We start from the raw sequence: 17,527 nt of genomic DNA, 5'->3' as shown, positions 1-17,527 counted from the left end.
CGAGGCCCCGTTCGCCCTTCGTGGGCACGGCGTAGACGCCGTCCCGGGCCACGACGTACTCCTCGAACGCCCGTCCGACGTCGATGGTCCGCCCGCCGCCGAGGTGCACGGTCGATCCCGACGCCCACACCACGCCGGCGGTCTCGACGCCCTCCGGCCCCGGCTGCCAGGCGCGGTCGTCGCCGCAGCCGCCGAGCAGGAGGACAGGGGACGCGACCAGGGCGGCGATGAGCCTGCACACCATGGCTTCCCTCCTGTCGCCCCGGCCCCGTGCGGGCCGGTGGGTCCCTGCCCGCCGCTCACCCGAGGGAAACGGCGCCCGGGGGGAGGACCATGACCGGCGTCACGTACCGTCGGTACGCTACCTGCGGGTAGGTTGCCGGCAACCGCCCTGCTCCCACGGAAGGCACCACCATGAGCGACACCGTCGAGAAGCTGCTCGAGGACTCGATCGAGATCTCCGCACCCGCCGAGAGGGTGTGGGCGCTGGTCACCGACATCCCCGCGATGGCGAAGTGGAGTCCGCAGGTCGTGAAGTCGACCGTCAAGGGCGGCGTGGTCAAGCAGGGCGCGACCTTCAGCAACCTCAACAAGCAGGGCCTCAAGCGGTGGCCGACCGGGGGCAAGGTCGTGCGCTTCCAGCCGCCCACGGCCTCGACGCCCGGCGACTTCGCGTTCCGGATCCGGGAGAACCGGACGATCTGGTCCTTCCAGCTCGAGCCCACCGCGGACGGCGGAACCCGGCTGACCGAGCGCCGGGAGGCGCCGGACGGCATCTCCGGCCTCTCGAAGGTGCTGACCAAGGTGGTGCTCGGCGGCCAGAAGCCCTTCACCGACGAGCTGCGCCGCGGCATCCGGCAGACCCTGGAGCGGATCAAGGCCGAGGCCGAGGCCTGATCCGCGGGGCCCAGGGGGCATTGGGTTGAATAGGCCCGTGACGGAGGGCAGCCGGGCGACCCAGATCGCCACCGTCGCGGTGGCCCTGATCGTCCTCGCGGCGATCGCCGCGGTGCTCCTGCTCCAGGACCCCGGCGGGCGTCCCGGAGGCCGGCCGAGCCCGGGCACCTCGTCGGCGCCCACGGCCGTGCCCCCTCCCCCGTCGTCGGGTTCCACGCCGACCCGCACCGAGCCTCCGCCGCCGACCCCGCCTCCCACGGCTCCGCCGGTCCCCCCGCCGACGGTCCCCACCTGCCCGACCCCCGCGCCGCTCCAGCTGACGGTGATGACCCTCAACATCCACTACGGCACCGGCCACGGCGGCCGGATCGAGCTGGACCGGATCGCCGAGGAGATCCGGGGCTGGAACCCGGACGTCGTGCTGCTGCAGGAGGTCGACAAGGGCCGCCCGGTCAGCGGCAACCTCGACCAGGCGGCGGCCCTGGGGGCCAAGACCGGTCTCCAGCACGTGTACGGCGCCAACTCGCGCAACACCGGCGCCGGACCCCGCGGCAACGCGATCCTGACCCGGTTCCCGGTCACCGCCGCCACCAACACCCACCTGCCGATGGCGGGCGGCAAGGAGCTGCGCGGCCTGCTGCACGCCCGACTCGACGTGGGCGGCGTACCCGTCAGCATCTATGCCAGCCACTTCGACCACCGCTCCCGCGAGGCCCGCCGCGTGGCGGCGAAGACCGCCCTGCAACTGATGGCGGCCGACCCGCTGCCCAAGATCTTCGGCGGCGACTTCAACACCGGCCCGGACGGCCGGCCGATCGCCATCCTCAAGGGCGCCGGGTTCGGCGACGTGTGGGCCGTCGGGAAGGGCAAGGGCGCCACCGTCCCGGCCCACCGTCCCGGCAGCCGGATCGACTTCATCCTCCACGACGGCTGGTTCACCCCGCTGCAGGCCGAGGTGCTCTACTCCACCGTCTCCGACCACCGGGCCGTGTGGTCGCGTCTCCAGCTCCAACCTCCCCCCGCCTGCTGACCGACGAGGTGCCAGCTCAGGCCCTGCGAGGTGCCAGCTCAGGCCCTGCGAGGTGCCAATCCGGGCCCTGCGAGGTGCCGATCGACGTACGCCCGGCGGACGGTGGGGGTGAGCGGCGTACGTCGATGGGCACCTCGGGGGTACCCACCTGGCACTTCGGCGGTCCAGCGTTGGCACCTCGCAGGGCCAGGAGTGGCACCTCGGCGGAAATGACAGCCGCCCCGGTCCGTCGTACGAACCGGGGCGGCGATGCCGATCAGCGAGGGGTCACTCGCCGGCGATGAACTTCTCGAGGAGCGCGCGGCCCTCGGTGTCCTCGATCTGCACCGGCGGGCTCTTCATGAGGTACGCCGAGGCGGGGATGATCGGGCCTCCGACGCCGCGGTCCTTGGCGATCTTGGCCGCGCGGACGGCGTCGATGATGATGCCGGCCGAGTTCGGGGAGTCCCAGACCTCGAGCTTGTACTCCAGGTTGAGCGGGACGTCACCGAAGGCGCGACCCTCGAGGCGGACGTAGGCCCACTTGCGGTCGTCGAGCCACGCGACGTAGTCGGACGGGCCGATGTGGACGTTCTTGTCGTCGACCAGACCGGACAGCGAGCCGGTCAGGTTGGAGGTGACGGCCTGGGTCTTGGAGACCTTCTTCGACTCCAGGCGCTCGCGCTCGAGCATGTTCTTGAAGTCCATGTTGCCGCCGACGTTGAGCTGGTAGGTGCGGTCCAGCGCGACGCCGCGGTCCTCGAACAGCTTGGCCATCACGCGGTGGGTGATGGTGGCGCCGACCTGCGACTTGATGTCGTCGCCGACGATCGGGACGCCGGCGTCCTCGAACTTCTTGGCCCAGACCGGGTCGGAGGCGATGAAGACGGGCAGGGCGTTGACGAAGGCCACGCCCGCGTCGATCGCGCACTGGGCGTAGAACTTGTCGGCCTCCTCGGAGCCCACCGGCAGGTAGGAGACGAGGACGTCGACCTCGGCGTCCTTGAGCACCTGGACGACGTCGACCGGCTCGGCGGAGGACTCGTCGATGGTCTGGCGGTAGTACTTGCCGAGACCGTCGAGGGTCGGGCCGCGCTGGACCTCGACGCCGAGCGTCGGGACGTCGGCGATCTTGATGGTGTTGTTCTGCGAGGCGTTGATGGCCTCGGAGAGGTCCTTGCCGACCTTCAGGTCGTCGACGTCGAACGCGGCGACGAACTGGACGTCGCTCACGTGGTAGTCGCCGAACTGGACGTGCATGAGCCCCGGGACGGTGCTCGCGGCATCGGCGTCCCGGTAGTACTGCACGCCCTGGATCAGGGACGTGGCGCAGTTGCCCACGCCGGCGATCGCAACTCGAACCGAACCCATGGGGTTTCCTTCCTTGGTACTCATGACATCTCGTGAATGATCAGGTGCTGACCTGGTCGGATCAGGACGGTGTCGACGGCGCTGCCTGTGGTGCAGGTGCCGGCGGCGTCTCCGTCCCTGGTGTTGCCTGTTGCACGCCGCGTTCGGCGTTGATGAGCTCGGAGAGCCACCGGACCTCACGCTCGACCGACTCCACCCCGTGACGCTGCAGCTCGGCGGCGTAGCGGTCGGCCTCGGCCTGCGTCATCGCCAGCTCGCGCTGGACGCGGTCGAGCCGCTCCTGGAGCCGGGAGCGGCGTCCCTCGAGGACGCGCAGCCGGATTTCCATGTCGGTGGAGGAGAAGAAGCGGAACCGGATGTCGAAGTTGTCGTCCTCCCACGCGGCAGGACCCACCTCCGACATCAGGCGTGAGAACTCCTGGGTGCCCAGATCGGTCACCTGGTAGACGATCCGCTGACGTCGGGTCTGGGGACCCTCGGGCACGGTCTCCTCGATGAGGTTGCCGCGGAGCATCTTCTTCAGCGCGGGATAGAGCGAGCCGTACGACAGCAGGCGGCCCCAGCCCAGCATCAGGTTGAGCCGCTTGCGCAGCTCGTAGCCGTGCATGGGTCCCTCGTGCAGCAGTCCGAGGACCGCCAGCTCGATGGTGTCCCCGCGCCGTGCCATGCGATCTATCGTAGCGATATATCCATGGGACGTGAACTTCCGATGGATCGGACGTGTCGCAGACATGACGCGGCCCGGGACCCGATCGGGGTCCCGGGCCGTGGGTCGGGGCCCGGTCAGGCCGGGGCGGTGGCCGGCTTCCTGCCCTGCCCGATCCGGTGGAACCACACGCTGAGCCCGCCGAGGAGCAGCGCGCGGAGCCCGCGGCCGAGGACCCGGGTGAGCTCCTCGGACGCCGCGCCGTCGTCGGTGAAGTGCTGGATCAGGCCCCAGAGGAAGAACACCAGGGAGCCCAGGGCGAGGGCGCCGCACACGGTGGCCGCGATCTGCGCCCAGCGCGGGCCGGTGGCCTCCTCGGTCCGCTTCTTCGGTTCGGCTGCGGGCGGCTCCGACACGGCCGGGATCCGCTCGGGGTCCCGCGCCGGCAGGGGTACGACGATCTCGGGCCTGCTGCCGACCCCGGCGTCGATCGCGGCCACCAGGGCGGTGGTGTCACCGGCGAGCAGGTTGGGCTCGACGTGCACCTGGTAGCCGTCGGAGCCGATGGCGGTCCGGGCGCCGTCGGGGTAGGTGGTGAGGGCGACGGCGTCCGACCAGAGCACACCGGTGGATCCGGCGGGGGTGCCGACGCTGACGCCGGTCGCGTCGGCGGTGACCTGAGCCTCCGGCTCCTCGATGAACCGGTAGGAGGTGCCGGTGACCGCGATGTCGTTGTAGTCCGGGGCCTCGACGTAGCCGGCCCAGTCGATGGCGCGGCGGGGCACCTGGAGCAGCGACGACGCGTGCACCTCCTCGGCGACCGCGCGCACCGCGGCGGCATCGACGGCGTCGAGCTCGGCGCGCGCCCGCTCGTCGGTGAGGTTGTCGTGCCCGAGGAGGAGGTCGACGGCGTCGGCGGGGAGCCGGAGGGTGGCGACGTCGGGGTGGTCGAGCATGGTGCGCAACCGGTTGACCGCGGCCACGATGTCGTCGTCCGCGATCGGGCCGAGGCGGAGCCCGGCGAGCACGTCGACGAACCCGCCGACGACGGCGTCCTGCTTCTCCGGCAGGGAGTCGGCGAACGCGTACACGACCGCGCTCGAGCGGTCGAGGGGCTCGTAGGAGGCCGTGGGCGAGTAGGAATAGCCGCCGACCTGGCGCAGCTCGCGGTAGAGCGCCTGCTCGAGGACCGACACGAACACTCGGCCGGCGGTGCTGCGCTCGATGAGGGCGGACGCCGCGACGACGCCGTCGCGCCCGAGGTAGTGGGTCGGGCCGGGCGCCAGCCACGGCTCCACGGCAGGCGCGGGGTGGCGTCGTCCGGCCGGCAGGGCGAGATCGAGGCCGTCGGGTACGCCGTCCGCAGCCAGCCAGAGGACCGCGTTGTCGCGGGTGAACCAGCGTGCGGCCCACGCGGCGACGTCCTCGCGACCGATCCGGTGCAGGCCCAGCTCGGCATAGCTGGCCAGGCCGTAGTCGCGGGCGCCGAAGCGCCACGCGTGCAGCATGTCGGCGGGACCACCGCGCCGGGCCGCCTCCGTGCGCAGCACCGACTTCTCCGTCTCCAGCCGGTCCAGCGGCAGGTCCCGCAGGGCCGCGGCGACCTCGTTGAGGAAGGTGACGACCTCCTCGAGCGTGCCGCTGACGTGGAAGGTGGTGGTGTTCGCTCCGGTGATGCCGTTGGAGTGCAGCTTCGTCGGATCGCTGAAGTGCAGCGCGAGGTGCTCGGTCAGGTGGGTGATCCCGCTGGTGGCGAGCGTCTCGTCGGCGTACCCGACCCGGAACGTCAGGCCGCCGGCGCACCGGCCGTCGAGGGCGGGTCCGAGCAGGAGGGGGATGCCGGCGACCTCGGAGTGCTGTGTCGTCATGCGCGGGCTCCTTCTGTGAGAGCCCGGGCGCGGTCGGCATCGTGCTCGGCGCGCGGGTCGGCGAAGTAGCTCCATGCGTCGAGGTCTGCCACCGGGCCGAGGGCCTCGAAGTGACGTCGGGTCAGGTCGTGGCGTCCGCCGATGGCATGCAGGCAGGCGAAATAGGAGTGATCGGTGATCCAGCGCAGTCCCGGCTCGTATGCAGGGTGGAAGACCGAGGCGTCCGCCGCCGCGACGAGCTCCTGCTGGACCTCCTCGCGCTCGACGTACGACCCGCCCTCGTCGCCGAGGTCGAGCCAGTGCTCGAGGTGGGCGAGGGCGACGAGTCGACCGGCCGAGCTGCCCGGCCTGCCCTCCTTGACGGCGGTGCGTGCGAACTCGAACATCAGCTCCGTCGAGCCCGACCACTTGGGCGCCAGGGTCTGCAGGTGCGCCATCTGTGCGCTGATGTAGTCAGGGCAGATGGCGGCCAGTCGTGCGTACCGCCGCTGCGCCTCGCTCAGCCCCAGCCCGAGTCCCCGCCCCGACGTCAGTCGGAGGTAGGCGACCAGTCCGTCGCGCGGATCGATCGCGGCGAGCTCCATCAGCTCCCGCTCGGCCGCGACCAGCTTGGCCCGGAAGCCGACCCACTGCTCGTCGCTGACCGTCGAGGCGCGGCCGCTCCCCCGGATCTGCCAGGCCTCCTGGATGCGGAGGGCCGCGGCGAGGGTCCGTGTGAGCTGAGTTCGGGGCTGGGCGGTGAGCAGCGCCTCGGCCCCGTCCGTCTCGACGACCGTCCACGCAGCGAGGCTCGCGCGCTGCGGGTCGTCGACGCGCCACTCGTCGACGTAGCTGGCCACCGGTTCCCACGCGCCGGCCCTGACGGCCGAGCGGATCGCCCCGATCTCGGGGAATTGCACCAGCGGATCGAACTCGATGTCAGGCATCCCGGACTCCCATCGATCTCCGAGAACCCCATGCACCCGGAATGTCCGGCACCCTAACCCCGGCCGCCCCTCACCCGAGACAGAATGGCGACGCTTCCTCGAAGGCGGTGCTCCGTCGACAGTCACGTTGCAAATCGGTCGGCTGAGCGCCGCGCCGTACTCTGTGCTGCGTGGTTCAGGGAAAACGGAAGTCCGGAGCGCCGACCAAGCGGTCGAAGTCGCGCACGAAGGACCGCACGCCGCGGACCTGGAAGCAGCGGCTGCAGAGGTTCACGATCTGGGGCCTGATCGCCTGCCTGGTGATGGCGGTGCTGGGTGCGGCCGGGTTCTTCATCGCCTACCGGTCGATCGACATCCCCGACCCCAACGCCGACTTCCTCACCGAGACCACCCAGGTCTACTACTCCGACGGCAAGGGCCAGCTGGGCCAGTTCGCGGTGCAGAAGCGTGACTCGATCGACTACGACGAGATGCCGCAGTACGTCAAGGACGCCGTCGTCGCGGCGGAGAACCAGACGTTCTGGACCGACAACGGCCTGGACCCCAAGGGCATCCTGCGAGCGGCCTTCAGCAACGCGCAGGGCAACGCGACCCAGGGTGCCTCCACGATCACCCAGCAGTACGTCAAGATCCTCTACCTCACCCAGGAGCGCACCTGGAAGCGGAAGATCAAGGAAGCGATCCTCTCGCTCAAGGTGAAGAACCAGCTGAAGAAGCAGGAGGTGCTGGAGGGCTACCTCAACACCATCTACTTCGGCCGCGGCGCCTACGGCATCCAGGCGGCGGCGCAGGCCTGGTTCGCCAAGGACGCCAAGGACCTCAACCTCAAGCAGTCCGCGGCCCTGGCCGCCATCATCAACAACCCGAACCGGCTCGACCCCGACAACGGCGAGGAGGCGACCGAGCAGCTCCTCGGGCGCTACCAGTACGTCCTCGACTCGATGGAGAAGATGGACACCGCCCCTGCCGGCGAGGTGTCGCAGGCGCGCGAGTCGCTGCCGAAGTTCCCGAAGATCAAGGAGAGCGCGCAGTACGGCGGCCAGCGCGGCCACGCACTGACCATGGTGCGCCAGGAGCTCGAGCGTCTCGGCTTCAGCGACCAGGAGATCAACGGCGGCGGCCTCCAGGTCACCACGACCTTCACCAGGAAGGCGATGACCGCCGCCGCCGAGGGCGTCGCCGAGCAGCGGCCCGAGGGCTTCGGCCCCAAGCAGCTCCACGTCGCCGTCGCCTCGGTCGAGCCGGGGACCGGCGCGGTGCGCGGGTTCTACGGCGGCCAGGACTACCTCCAGTCCCAGATCAACTGGGCGGTCGCCGGCGGCCAGGCCGGCTCGACCTTCAAGCCCTTCGCCCTCGCCTCCGGCATCGAGTCGGGCTTCGAGCTCAAGGACACCTTCGACGGCAACTCGCCCTACGAGCTGCCGGGAGGCGGCCGCCCGATCGAGAACCAGGGCGACAACAGCTACGGCCGGGTCAACCTGATCAAGGCGACCGAGGATTCCATCAACACCGCCTACATCGACATGACCCTGGCCATGCCCGACGGGCCGAACCAGATCATCGCCACCGCCAACGCGATGGGCATCCCGCCGAAGGAGGCGGCCAACCCGGCGTACGGCATCCCGACCTCGAGCCCCGGCCTGGAGCCCAACACCGGCGTCGCGCTGGGCTCGCAGACGGTGAGCCCGATCAACATGGCCAACGGCTACGCCACCATCGCCAACCGCGGGGTCGCCGCCGACGCCTACATCATCGAGAAGGTCGTCGACCGCGACGGCGTGGTGCGCTACACCCACAAGGTCGCCACGCACGAGGCCCTCCCCGAGGGGATCTCCGACGACGTCGGCTACGCCCTGCAGCAGGTCGTGAGGTCCGGCTCCGGCACGGCCGCACTCGGCCTGGACCGGCCGGCGGGGGGCAAGACCGGCACCGCCACCAACGGCGCCGGCGAGGTCTCCTCGGCGTGGTTCGTGGGCTACACCCCGCAGCTGGCGACCGCCGTGATGTACGTGCGCGGCAAGGGCAACGAGCAGCTCAAGGACTGGCTGCCGTCGTACTTCGGCGGCGCCTACCCGGCCGAGACCTGGACGGCGGTGATGACCCGGGCCCTCGAGGGCGAGGAGGTCGAGGAGCTGCCGCCCGCGGCGTACGTCAAGGGCGAGGCGCCGACCGACGGCCACGAGTACGTCCCGCCGCCGCCTCCGCCGCCGAAGAAGCCGAAGAAGCCCAAGGAGACGAAGACGCCGGAGGCTCCGTCCACCCCGCAGCCGCCTCCGCCTCCGCCGCCGACCACCCAGGTCCCGGTTCCGACCGAGCCGCCGCCGACGCCGACCTTCCCGACGGGGCCGCCGACCCAGCCGACCTTCGGGAACCCGGGCAACGGGAACAATCCCCGCGTGCGGCGCTGATCCGTGCCGCACGTCCACCCCACCCGTGACGACGCGGTCGTCACGGCGCTGAGCGAGGTCGTCGGCGGTCCGATGGGCGAGCGTGCGCGGCCGCACCGGTGGTGGACGCCGGCGCGGGTCCTGCTCCTGCTCACCGCCGTGGTGTTCGCGGCGGGGCTGGTGCAGAAGGCGCCGTGCTCCCTGGTACAGGGGCGCGACCAGGACTGGGTGTACTCGCACATGTGCTACACCGACCTCAAGCCGCTCTACGTCCCGCGGGGGCTGGCCGAGCACGCCTGGCCCTACTCCGACGACGACCAGATCCGGGCGCGCTACGAGGTGATGGAGTATCCCGTCGGCATCGCCTACTGGGCCTGGGGCACGGCCTGGATCACCCACTGGCTCAACGGCTCGCCGGACCTCGAGGACCGCTACCGGGCACCCGTCTCCGAGCTGTACGGCGACCCGGAGGTCGACGACGAGCAGAACATCTTCCTGCTGGTGAACGCCGTGGGCTTCGCGGCCCTCGCGCTCCTCGCGACCTGGCTCCTCGTGGGCGTGAACCGGGACCGCCCGTGGGACGCGGCGGCGTTCGCGCTGTCCCCCACCCTGCTGCTGACGGGGCTGATCAACTGGGACCTGCTCGCGGTCGCGCTGGTCGCGGGCGCGCTGTGGGCGTGGTCGCGGGAGCGGCCGGTCCTGACGGGGGTGCTGATCGGGCTGGGCGCCGCGGTCAAGCTCTACCCGCTGTTCCTGCTCGGCGGCCTGCTGGTCATCTGCCTGCGACGGCGACGGCCCGGAGCGTTCGCGCTGGCCTCCCTGGCGGCGGCGGCCGCCTGGCTGCTCGCCAACGCGCCGGCGTACCTCTCCGGGCCGGAGCAGTGGAAGGTCTTCTGGTCGTTCAACGCCCACCGTGCGGCCGACCTCGGCTCGCTGTGGCAGCTCGCCGACCAGGCCGGTGACCTCGCCCTCTCGGCGCACACGATCAACCTCTGGTCGTGGATCCTGTTCGGCGCGTGGTGCCTCGTGGTCTTCGTGATCGGCATGACCTCGGGCCGAGGAGCGCCGGCGACGAGCCTCGACAGCCCCCGCCTGGCCCAGCTCGGCTACCTGATCGTGGTCGGCTTCCTGATCGTCAACAAGGTCTACTCGCCGCAGTACGTCCTGTGGCTGCTGCCGCTCGCGGTCCTGGCGCGCCCGCGCTGGCGCGACCAGATCGTGTGGCAGGCGAGCGAGGTCCTCTACTTCTGCACGATCTGGTGGTTCCTCGGCGGCTACCTCGCGCCGGCCGGCGGCGGCGACGCCGGGTTCTACTGGGTGGGCATCGCGGTGCGCGTGCTCGGCGAGCTCTACCTCGCGGCCGTGATCGTGCGGGACCTCTACCGCCCGGCCCACGACCCCGTGGCGGCTACGGCGTGACGACCACCCGGTCGAAGGTCGTCGCGGTGTAGCGCACCCGCACATCGACCTCCTCGCCCACCTCGGGCACCCGTGCACCCCCGGGGAGGAAGAGCATCGAGGCCTGCATGTGCGGAGGCTCGGCGAAGAGCCGCTGCTTGGAGTCGATGGCGTACGGCGAGCGCACGAACCCCGCCGCGTCGAGACCGCCGCGCGCCAAGGTCGCCGCCCGTGCCCTGATCGACTGCTCGCCCGTCGGGGCCTCCAGGCCGATGCCGTGCGCGGTGCCGCCGCTGACGACGAGGATGTGCCCCGCCTTCGGGGCGGTCCGGCCGCGGTAGCCGAACACGTCGCCGCGCTCGACGGGGTGCACGTCGAGGACGGTCGCGGTGACGCGCAGCGCGCCTCGGTCACCGAGCCACAGGCCGGTCCCGATCCGCGGGCGCCAGTCGAAGTCGGCGTACTGCGTGCGCAGGGAGGCGAGCTCGGCGTCGGTCAGATGGCTGACCCAGATCTGCGGGGCGCCGCGGGTGGGCACGTCGGCGGCGACGAAGTCGTTGACCAGCCGGGCGACCTCGCCCAGGTGACTGCCGTGGCCGAGCGGCAGGTGGAGGGCGAGCCCCTCGACCCGGGCGCCGGGGTGCTTGCGCAGCAGGTCGCCCGCCTCCCACAGCTCGCGGGCGCTCATCCCGTGGCGACGCATGGAGGTCATCCGCTCGAGCACGACGCGCGCGCCGGGGTCCGCGTGGAGCAGGTCGCGCAGATCGGCGGGGCGACTCACGGTGTGGACCAGTCGGCGGGCGAGCGCGGGATCGGGGGTCGGGACCCAGGGCCGCCACGGGGTGAGCACCAGCAGGTCGCCCGACCAGCGCCGGTCGACGTGGGGCAGCTCGTCGTAGGTGCCCACCGCCAGCGTGCGCACGTCGTGGCCGCGCCCGGCCAGCCACGCGGCCCTGCGTGCGAGTCGGGCGAGGGTGAGGCCGTAGCCGTTGCCCTTCGCGACCGGGACGATGCCCGGGTGCGCGGCGGCGACGGACTCCAGGTGGGCGCGCCAACGCGGTCCGTCGACCGTGAGGGTCAGTCCGCCGCGTGTCCCGTCAGTCGAGCCTGTCGCGACCATCAGCCGCGTCGCTTCAGGTAGAGCTGGAAGGCCTTGTAGAGCGCCCGGTTGACCGGCAGGTCCCACTCGCCGGCGTACTCGACGGCCTCGCCGCCGGTGCCGACCTTGAACTGGATCAGCCCGACGTGCGGGTCGTCGGCGTCGAGGGTCTCGGTGATGCCGCGCAGGTCGTAGACGGCAGCACCGGCCGCGATCGCGTCGCGGATCATCGCCCACTGCACGGCGTTGGAGCCGCGGACCTCGCGCTTCTCGGTCGAGGACGCGCCGTAGGAGTACCACGCGTGCTCGCCGACCCGGATCGCGATGGTGGCGGCCACCAGGTCGCCGTCGTGGTGCGCGAGCCAGAGCGTGAACCGCTCCCCCGGGGCCGCGGCGTCGGCCGTGAGGGCGTCGTACATCGTCTCGAAGTAGCGCAGCGGCCGCGGCGTGAAGTGGTCGCGCTCGGCGGTGTGGACGTAGAGCTCGTGGAACGCCTTCAGGTCCTCGCGGTCGCCGCGGGTGACCTCGACGCCCTCCTTGGCGGCCTTCTTGATGTTGCGGCGCCAGAGCTGGTTCATCCCCTTGAGGACGTCGTCCTCGGTGCGCTGGGTCCCGTCGGCGGAGCGCAGCGGGATCTGGAAGACGAACTGCGGCTGCCCGGCGGCGAACCCGCCCTCGACGCCCTGGTGGCGCCACCCGAGCTCGTCGAGCTGCGCGACGGTGCGCGCGCCGGCGGGGCTGCGCTCGGCTGGCGGCAGCTGGCTGAGCAGGCGCACCGCCGGATCGGCGATGCCCTCCTTGACCTGGGCGGTCGTCCAGCGCCGGGTGACGACGGGGGGCCCGATCCGTACGGCGAACGCGCCCTGCTTCTTCAGGTGCCGCACCATCGGGTCGAGCCAGGTGCCCAGGTCGTCGCTGCTCCAGTCGATGACCGGACCCTCCGGCAGGTAGGCCAGCGAGCGGTCGAGCTTGGGGAGCTTGCGGTAGAGCACCAGGGCCACCCCGACCTGGGTGCCGTCCTCGGCGAACCAGCCGAGCGACTCGCTGCGCCACTCGCTCTTCACCTTCGCCCACCCGGGGGTCTGCAGGAAGCTGGCCGACGGCAGCGTCGCGAGGTGGTCGCGGTGCTCGGCGGCGCTGATGGTCCGGACGGAGATCGGGCGCTCGCTCGGCATGGGAAGCAGGCTATCGGGCGCTCGGAGCGCGGGACGGATCCGTCGGGCGCTCAGACCCCGGCGTCGGGTCCCTGCGCCCGAACCCGCTGGACCTGCTCCAGCGACTCCCGCAGCTCGCTCAGCCAGTCGTCGGCGTGCTGCTGGACGAGCCGGACGCACCACGCGAGGGCCTCGCTGCGGCTGCGCGCCACCCCGCCCGCGATCAGCGTGTCGAGCAGGATCCGCTCGGGCTGGCGCAGCCGAGTCATCACCGGCGCGGCCACATGGGTGAACAGGGCCCGCGTGCCACCGCACTCGACACCCCACGAGACCTTCTGGTCGAACCGCCGCTCGGCCTCGCGGGCGACGGCGATGCGTGCCTCGCGGGTGCGCTCGCGGAACTCCTGGATCCGGCCCTGGACGGCGGCCTCCCGCTCGGTCTCGGAGGCGTCCTCGGCGAGCCGCGGCTCGCCGATCCGGCCGATGACGGTGATCTCCTCGCGATCGACGGTGACCTCCACCAGCGCCTCGAAGAGGTCCTGCGGGAGGCGACCGGCGAACCAGCCGCGGATCTGCTCCTGCTGCTCAGTCGTAATCATGTAATTCAGATTACGCCGCTTTCGCCGCGGGGCAAGGGTCTGCGCGACCCGATCAGATCCGCTCGCGCAGCCAGTCGAAGTCGGCGACGTGCTCGGCCGCCCCGCCCGGCGTCTCGCACACCACCGGCGCCCCGGCGTCGCGCACGACCTGGGCGAGCAGGTCGGGGTCGATCTGGCCGGCCCCGAAGTTGGCGTGCCGGTCGGCGCCGGAGTCGAAGGCGTCGCGGCTGTCGTTGGCGTGGACCAGGTCGATCCGGCCGGTGATCGCGAGAACGTCGTCGACGATCGTCTCCAGCGCGTTGCCGCCGGCGTGGGCGTGGCAGGTGTCGAGGCAGAAGCCCACCATGTCGGCGCCCTCGGCCGACGCGATCGCGTCCCAGGTGCCCTTGATCCGGTCGAGATAGCGGGTCATCGCGTTGGTGCCGCCGGCGGTGTTCTCGATCAGCAGCGGGATCTTGAGGTCGGTCGCCTCGACCGCCTTGCGCCAGTTGTCGAAGCCCTTCGCGGGGTCGTCGTCGTCGGTGACGTGCCCGCCGTGCACGATCAGCCCCTTGGCGCCGAGCTCGGCGGCGGCGTCCATGTGCTGCTGCAGCAGCTTGCGGCTCGGGATCCGCTGGCGGTTGTTGGTGGTGGCGACGTTGATGAGGTACGGCGCGTGCACGTAGAGGTCGACGCCCGCCTCCTCGGCCGCGCCGCGCAGGGCGGCCGGGCCGCCGTCGTACGCGAGGACGGGACCCTTGTAGGACTGCGGGTTGCCGAGGAAGAACTGCACGAGCGGGGCGTTGCGGGCGGCTGCCTCGGCGATCGGGTCGGTCTGGTCGACGTGGGCTCCGATGCGCGGCTCGCTCGCGGGGTGGCTCATGCGGCCCATCGTAGGGAGACCCGGCGACACGCCTGTCCCGGCATGTCCCCGCGTTGTCCTGAGGCAGTCCCCTCTTCGCCGGGTCGGTCGTCGCGGGCGCGCCGGGGGCACTACCGTCCTCGCGTGACCACCCTCCACGTCTCCGCGGGCGGCCGGACCTGGTCGTTCGAGGAGCCTCGCGTCGTCAGCATCGGGCGCGACGCCGGCTCCGACATCGTCCTCACCGCCCCCTCCGCCTCGCGTCGGCACGCGCAGCTGCGCTCGGACGGCTCCGGCTGGGTGCTGGTCGACATCGGGTCGAGCGGTGGCACCTTCCTCAACGGGGCGCGGGTGAGCGAGGTCCGGCTCAACGGGCCCACCAGTGTGCGCTTGGGCGGCGTCGGCGGCGAGGAGGTCGTGCTCACCCCCGCCGCCCCCGCACGCCCGGCCGCGCCCGCCCCGGCGGCCTTCCCGCCCGCCGCCCTCGAGCAGACGGTCCTGCCCGGGGTCGCCCCGGCCGGGCCCGGCTACGTCCACGGCCCCGGCCTGCTGGTCCGCGTCGGCGGCGTCTCGAAGCGCTTCCCACCGGGGGTCGTGGTCCGGATCGGACGCGACCCGGGCAGCGAGGTCGTCGTCGACGACCCGTCGGTCTCGCGCCTGCACGGCGTGGTCGAGGGCCGCCCCGACGGCTGGTGGTACGTCGACCGGTCGACCGCCGGCACGTACCTGGAGGAGGACCGGGTCGCCCAGCGCAAGCTCGAGGACCCGACGACGCTGATGCTCGGTCACCCCACGGCGGGCGCCGAGGTCGAGGTCGTGCCGATCGTGGCCGCCGGGGCCGCGCAGAAGTCGCTCGCGAAGAAGAAGCGCAAGCGCACGGCCGCGATCGTCGGCGGCGTGATGGCCGCGCTCGTCCTCGTCGGCGGTGGCACCACCGCGGCCGTCGTCCTCGGCGACGACGGGGGCAAGGACGGGTCGACCGAGGCGGCCGGGCTGAGCGCCGAGGAGCTCGACCGGGCCAAGCTCGCCAGCGTGCTGATCATCGCCGTCGACGACGACGGCGAGCCGATGTACACCGGCTCCGGCACGATCATCAGCGCGGACGGCCTGATCCTCACCAACGCCCACGTCGGCAAGCCCAGCGCGCCGGGCCAGCAGTCCGGCGAGGAGGACCCGGCCGGACTCCTGGTCGCGCTCACCTCCGCCGAGGACGACAAGCCCGCGGCGCCGTCGTACTCCGCCGAGCCGATCGTCGCCGACGGCGTGCTCGACCTCGCGGTCCTGAAGATCACCGGCGACGCCGACGGCAAGGAGATCGACGAGGACGAGCTCGACCTCCCGGCGCCCGTCCCGCTCGGCGACAGCGACGACCTGCGCACCGGCGACGAGCTCACCGCGCTCGGGTTCCCGGCGGTCGCCCACGTCGCCTCGGACGACGGGCTCGACCGCGCGCTGACGGTCACCCGCGGCGTCGTGTCGACCTTCCTCAAGGAGGCCGCGGTCCCCGGCAACCGGGCCTGGATCGACAGCGACATCCGGATCGGCTCCGGCAACTCCGGCGGCGCCTCCATCAACGACGACGGCGAGCTGGTCGGCATCAACAGCGCCGTCGTCACCGAGTCGACCGTCGGCGACAGCGGCGAGGGCGGCGCGTTCACCGGTGGCTCGGCACGCATCCGGCCGGTCAACCTGACCGACGACATCGTCGAGATCGCCGAGAAGGGCGGCGACCCCGACTACGTCTCGCCGTACCTCGAGGACGTTCCGGAGCCGCCGGCCGACCCGATGGACGACGCGAACGCGGCCCCCTCGGGCTGGAGCACCGACGGAAACAGCGACTGCTCGACGACCAGCACCCTCGACGACCCGCAGGTGCTCGGCGGCGTGACGCTGCCGGCGACCCTGTACGCCCACTTCGCCGTCACCGGGCTGCCGGACGGGACGCCGTTCACGATCGAGCTCTACAACCCGCAGGGCGAGCTGCTCGGCTCGCTCGACGGCTCGTGGGACCTCGGGCCCGACGACGTCTGCGCGTCGGTGTCGCTCGACGTGCCCGAGGGCCTGGGCGGGGCGGTCGCGGTCCTGGTCATCGACGAGACCAAGATCGAGAACCCGGTGCTGTTCGGCTGAGCGCCCGTCGCGATTCGGCCCGGTCGCCCGAGCGCTGTTAGCCTCTCCTGTCCGGTGCCGCTGGCGCCGTACACGTCTGCTGGGCCGAACCAGCAGGCAAGCAAGGCCCTCCTGCCGCGGAAAGTCCGCGGCCGCCTGAGTCCAGAGGAGGTGGAGACCGCTTTGCGCAACTATGAAGTCGTGGTCATCCTCGACCCGAGCCTCGACGAGCGGACGGTCCAGCCGTCGCTCGACAAGTACCTGAACGTCGTCCGCAACGACGGCGGCACGGTCGACAACGTCGACGTGTGGGGCAAGCGCCGCCTGGCGTACGAGATCAAGAAGCACGCCGAGGGCATCTACGCCATCGTCAAGCTGACCGCCGCCCCGGCGACGGTCGACGAGCTCGACCGTCAGCTGACCCTCAACGAGTCCGTGCTGCGGACCAAGGTCCTGCGACCCACCGTCTGAGGAACCGAACAGATCGTGTCTGTGGACGACCGCTACGCAATGTCGGACGTCCGGGACACGATGGGGACCGTTGTCCGGGTCTGACCCGGCACGTTTCGTTCATTCCACCCTCATCAGGAGACCACCATGGCTGGCGACACCGTCATCACCGTCATCGGAAACCTCACCGACGACCCTGAGCTCCGCTTCACCCCGTCGGGCGCGGCCGTCGCCAACTTCACGGTGGCCTCGACCCCGCGCTCCTTCGACCGGCAGACCAACGAGTGGAAGGACGGGGAGACCCTGTTCCTGCGCTGCTCGGTCTGGCGGCAGGTCGCGGAGAACGTCGCGGAGTCGCTCCAGAAGGGCATGCGCGTCGTCGTGCAGGGCCGACTTGTGTCGCGCTCCTACGAGGACCGTGAGGGCCAGAAGCGCACGGTCAACGAGCTGCAGGTCGACGAGATCGGCCCGTCGCTGACCTGGGCGACCGCCAAGGTCACCCGCGCGAGCCGCTCCGGCGGCGGTGGCGGCTACGGCAGCCAGGGCGGTGGCCAGCAGGGCGGCCAGCAGGGTGGTCAGGGCGGCAACCAGGGTGGCCGTCCCGCGGGTCAGGACCCGTGGGGCAGCGCGCCCTCCGGTGGCGGCCAGCAGGGCGGCTCCGGCTACGGCGGCGGCGCTCCGGCCAACGACCCGTGGGCCGCACCGGGAGTCTCGTCCAGCGACGAGCCCCCGTTCTAAGCATCATCACATCAACCATTCCGGCCGACGTTGAC

The 17,527-nt window shown here is 71.7% G+C and carries 16 protein-coding genes; 7 read left to right on the top strand and 9 right to left on the bottom strand.

The window, feature by feature from the left end; genetic code table 11:
• A partial coding sequence (locus tag FHP29_RS21755) for a hypothetical protein (protein WP_158296570.1) occupies nt 1-244 on the bottom strand: 244 nt, incomplete at its 3' end.
• A 170-nt stretch (nt 245-414) separates the two neighbouring features.
• On the opposite strand from FHP29_RS21755, the gene FHP29_RS14240 reads away from it, so the two are divergent.
• Together FHP29_RS14240 and FHP29_RS14235 are read left to right on the top strand one after the other, a co-directional pair.
• Nucleotides 415-897 carry an SRPBCC family protein gene (locus FHP29_RS14240; protein WP_139623531.1) on the top strand — a complete coding sequence of 161 codons (483 nt, stop codon included), beginning with the start codon at nt 415-417 and terminating at the stop codon, nt 895-897.
• Between the two features lie 37 nt (nt 898-934).
• Nucleotides 935-1,927, top strand: coding sequence for an endonuclease/exonuclease/phosphatase family protein (locus tag FHP29_RS14235; protein ID WP_139623530.1), 993 nt, complete (start codon nt 935-937; stop codon nt 1,925-1,927).
• A 267-nt stretch (nt 1,928-2,194) separates the two neighbouring features.
• Here the strand turns inward: FHP29_RS14235 and FHP29_RS14230 are convergent, their stop codons facing one another.
• From FHP29_RS14230 to FHP29_RS14215, 4 genes are all read right to left on the bottom strand, one after another.
• Entirely contained in the window at nt 2,195-3,277 is a 1,083-nt protein-coding gene (locus FHP29_RS14230) for an inositol-3-phosphate synthase (RefSeq protein WP_139623529.1), read from the bottom strand.
• 61 nt (nt 3,278-3,338) lie between these two features.
• Complete coding sequence (locus tag FHP29_RS14225) at nt 3,339-3,944, bottom strand: PadR family transcriptional regulator (RefSeq protein WP_139623528.1); 606 nt, start codon at nt 3,942-3,944, stop codon at nt 3,339-3,341.
• A 116-nt stretch (nt 3,945-4,060) separates the two neighbouring features.
• Nucleotides 4,061-5,791, bottom strand: a complete 1,731-nt coding sequence (locus FHP29_RS14220; RefSeq protein WP_139623527.1) for a peptidase M16 family protein — start codon at nt 5,789-5,791, stop codon at nt 4,061-4,063.
• Nucleotides 5,788-6,717: a hypothetical protein gene (locus FHP29_RS14215; protein WP_139623526.1), complete on the bottom strand. Its 930-nt coding sequence runs from the start codon at nt 6,715-6,717 to the stop codon at nt 5,788-5,790. Before FHP29_RS14215 ends, FHP29_RS14220 begins: the two co-directional genes overlap by 4 nt.
• A gap of 170 nt (nt 6,718-6,887) precedes the next feature.
• Between FHP29_RS14215 and FHP29_RS14210 the strand changes: the two genes are divergently transcribed.
• Both FHP29_RS14210 and FHP29_RS14205 read left to right on the top strand, forming a co-directional pair.
• A complete protein-coding gene (locus tag FHP29_RS14210; RefSeq protein WP_240044507.1) occupies nt 6,888-9,125 on the top strand; it encodes a transglycosylase domain-containing protein in 2,238 nt (745 codons plus the stop codon).
• A 3-nt stretch (nt 9,126-9,128) separates the two neighbouring features.
• A complete protein-coding gene (locus tag FHP29_RS14205) occupies nt 9,129-10,523 on the top strand; it encodes a glycosyltransferase family 87 protein (protein WP_240044506.1) in 1,395 nt (464 codons plus the stop codon).
• Here the strand turns inward: FHP29_RS14205 and FHP29_RS14200 are convergent.
• The 4 genes from FHP29_RS14200 to FHP29_RS14185 are packed head-to-tail and all read right to left on the bottom strand — an operon-like array spanning nt 10,513 to nt 14,216.
• On the bottom strand, nt 10,513-11,622 hold the full coding sequence (locus FHP29_RS14200) for an alanine racemase (protein ID WP_139623525.1): 1,110 nt from the start codon (nt 11,620-11,622) through the stop codon (nt 10,513-10,515). The genes FHP29_RS14205 and FHP29_RS14200 overlap by 11 nt on opposite strands.
• Nucleotides 11,622-12,776 (bottom strand): lipid II:glycine glycyltransferase FemX, encoded by a 1,155-nt coding sequence (locus tag FHP29_RS14195; RefSeq protein ID WP_139623524.1) that lies wholly within the window; start codon nt 12,774-12,776, stop codon nt 11,622-11,624. The genes FHP29_RS14200 and FHP29_RS14195 overlap by 1 nt, the downstream gene beginning before the upstream one ends.
• A 50-nt stretch (nt 12,777-12,826) precedes the next feature.
• Nucleotides 12,827-13,354 (bottom strand): hypothetical protein, encoded by a 528-nt coding sequence (locus tag FHP29_RS14190; protein WP_139623523.1) that lies wholly within the window; start codon nt 13,352-13,354, stop codon nt 12,827-12,829.
• Nucleotides 13,355-13,406: 52 nt separating this feature from the next.
• Complete coding sequence (locus FHP29_RS14185) at nt 13,407-14,216, bottom strand: deoxyribonuclease IV (protein ID WP_205014122.1); 810 nt, start codon at nt 14,214-14,216, stop codon at nt 13,407-13,409.
• A 123-nt stretch (nt 14,217-14,339) separates the two neighbouring features.
• Here FHP29_RS14185 and FHP29_RS14180 point away from each other — a divergent pair, with 123 nt between their 5' ends.
• The 3 genes from FHP29_RS14180 to FHP29_RS14170 all read left to right on the top strand — a co-directional run bounded on the left by FHP29_RS14180 (nt 14,340) and on the right by FHP29_RS14170 (nt 17,492).
• The gene (locus FHP29_RS14180; RefSeq protein WP_158296569.1) at nt 14,340-16,325 is read left to right on the top strand and encodes an FHA domain-containing protein; all 1,986 of its coding nucleotides are present in this window, start codon (nt 14,340-14,342) and stop codon (nt 16,323-16,325) included.
• A gap of 162 nt (nt 16,326-16,487) precedes the next feature.
• The gene (gene rpsF, locus FHP29_RS14175) at nt 16,488-16,775 is read left to right on the top strand and encodes a 30S ribosomal protein S6 (RefSeq protein WP_139623520.1); all 288 of its coding nucleotides are present in this window, start codon (nt 16,488-16,490) and stop codon (nt 16,773-16,775) included.
• 126 nt (nt 16,776-16,901) lie between these two features.
• Nucleotides 16,902-17,492 (top strand): single-stranded DNA-binding protein, encoded by a 591-nt coding sequence (locus FHP29_RS14170; RefSeq protein ID WP_139623519.1) that lies wholly within the window; start codon nt 16,902-16,904, stop codon nt 17,490-17,492.
• Nucleotides 17,493-17,527: the final 35 nt, after the last annotated feature.

Origin of the sequence: Nocardioides albidus (genome assembly GCF_006335005.1) — a bacterium.
Lineage (GTDB): Bacteria > Actinomycetota > Actinomycetes > Propionibacteriales > Nocardioidaceae > Nocardioides > Nocardioides albidus.
Note: the sequence above shows the minus strand (reverse complement) of the source record. Positions and strands in the feature narration are given on the sequence as shown.

Excerpts from the sequence above, each read along its gene's own strand:
- FHP29_RS14240 (WP_139623531.1), top strand. The coding sequence starts at position 415 with ATGAGCGACACCGTCGAGAAGCTGCTCGAGGACTCGATCGAGATCTCC.
- FHP29_RS14230 (WP_139623529.1), bottom strand. The coding sequence starts at position 3,277 with ATGGGTTCGGTTCGAGTTGCGATCGCCGGCGTGGGCAACTGCGCCACG.
- FHP29_RS14225 (WP_139623528.1), bottom strand. The coding sequence starts at position 3,944 with ATGGCACGGCGCGGGGACACCATCGAGCTGGCGGTCCTCGGACTGCTG.
- FHP29_RS14220 (WP_139623527.1), bottom strand. The coding sequence starts at position 5,791 with ATGACGACACAGCACTCCGAGGTCGCCGGCATCCCCCTCCTGCTCGGA.
- FHP29_RS14215 (WP_139623526.1), bottom strand. The coding sequence starts at position 6,717 with ATGCCTGACATCGAGTTCGATCCGCTGGTGCAATTCCCCGAGATCGGG.
- FHP29_RS14200 (WP_139623525.1), bottom strand. The coding sequence starts at position 11,622 with ATGGTCGCGACAGGCTCGACTGACGGGACACGCGGCGGACTGACCCTC.
- FHP29_RS14195 (WP_139623524.1), bottom strand. The coding sequence starts at position 12,776 with ATGCCGAGCGAGCGCCCGATCTCCGTCCGGACCATCAGCGCCGCCGAG.
- FHP29_RS14190 (WP_139623523.1), bottom strand. The coding sequence starts at position 13,354 with ATGATTACGACTGAGCAGCAGGAGCAGATCCGCGGCTGGTTCGCCGGT.
- FHP29_RS14185 (WP_205014122.1), bottom strand. The coding sequence starts at position 14,216 with ATGAGCCACCCCGCGAGCGAGCCGCGCATCGGAGCCCACGTCGACCAG.
- FHP29_RS14170 (WP_139623519.1), top strand. The coding sequence starts at position 16,902 with ATGGCTGGCGACACCGTCATCACCGTCATCGGAAACCTCACCGACGAC.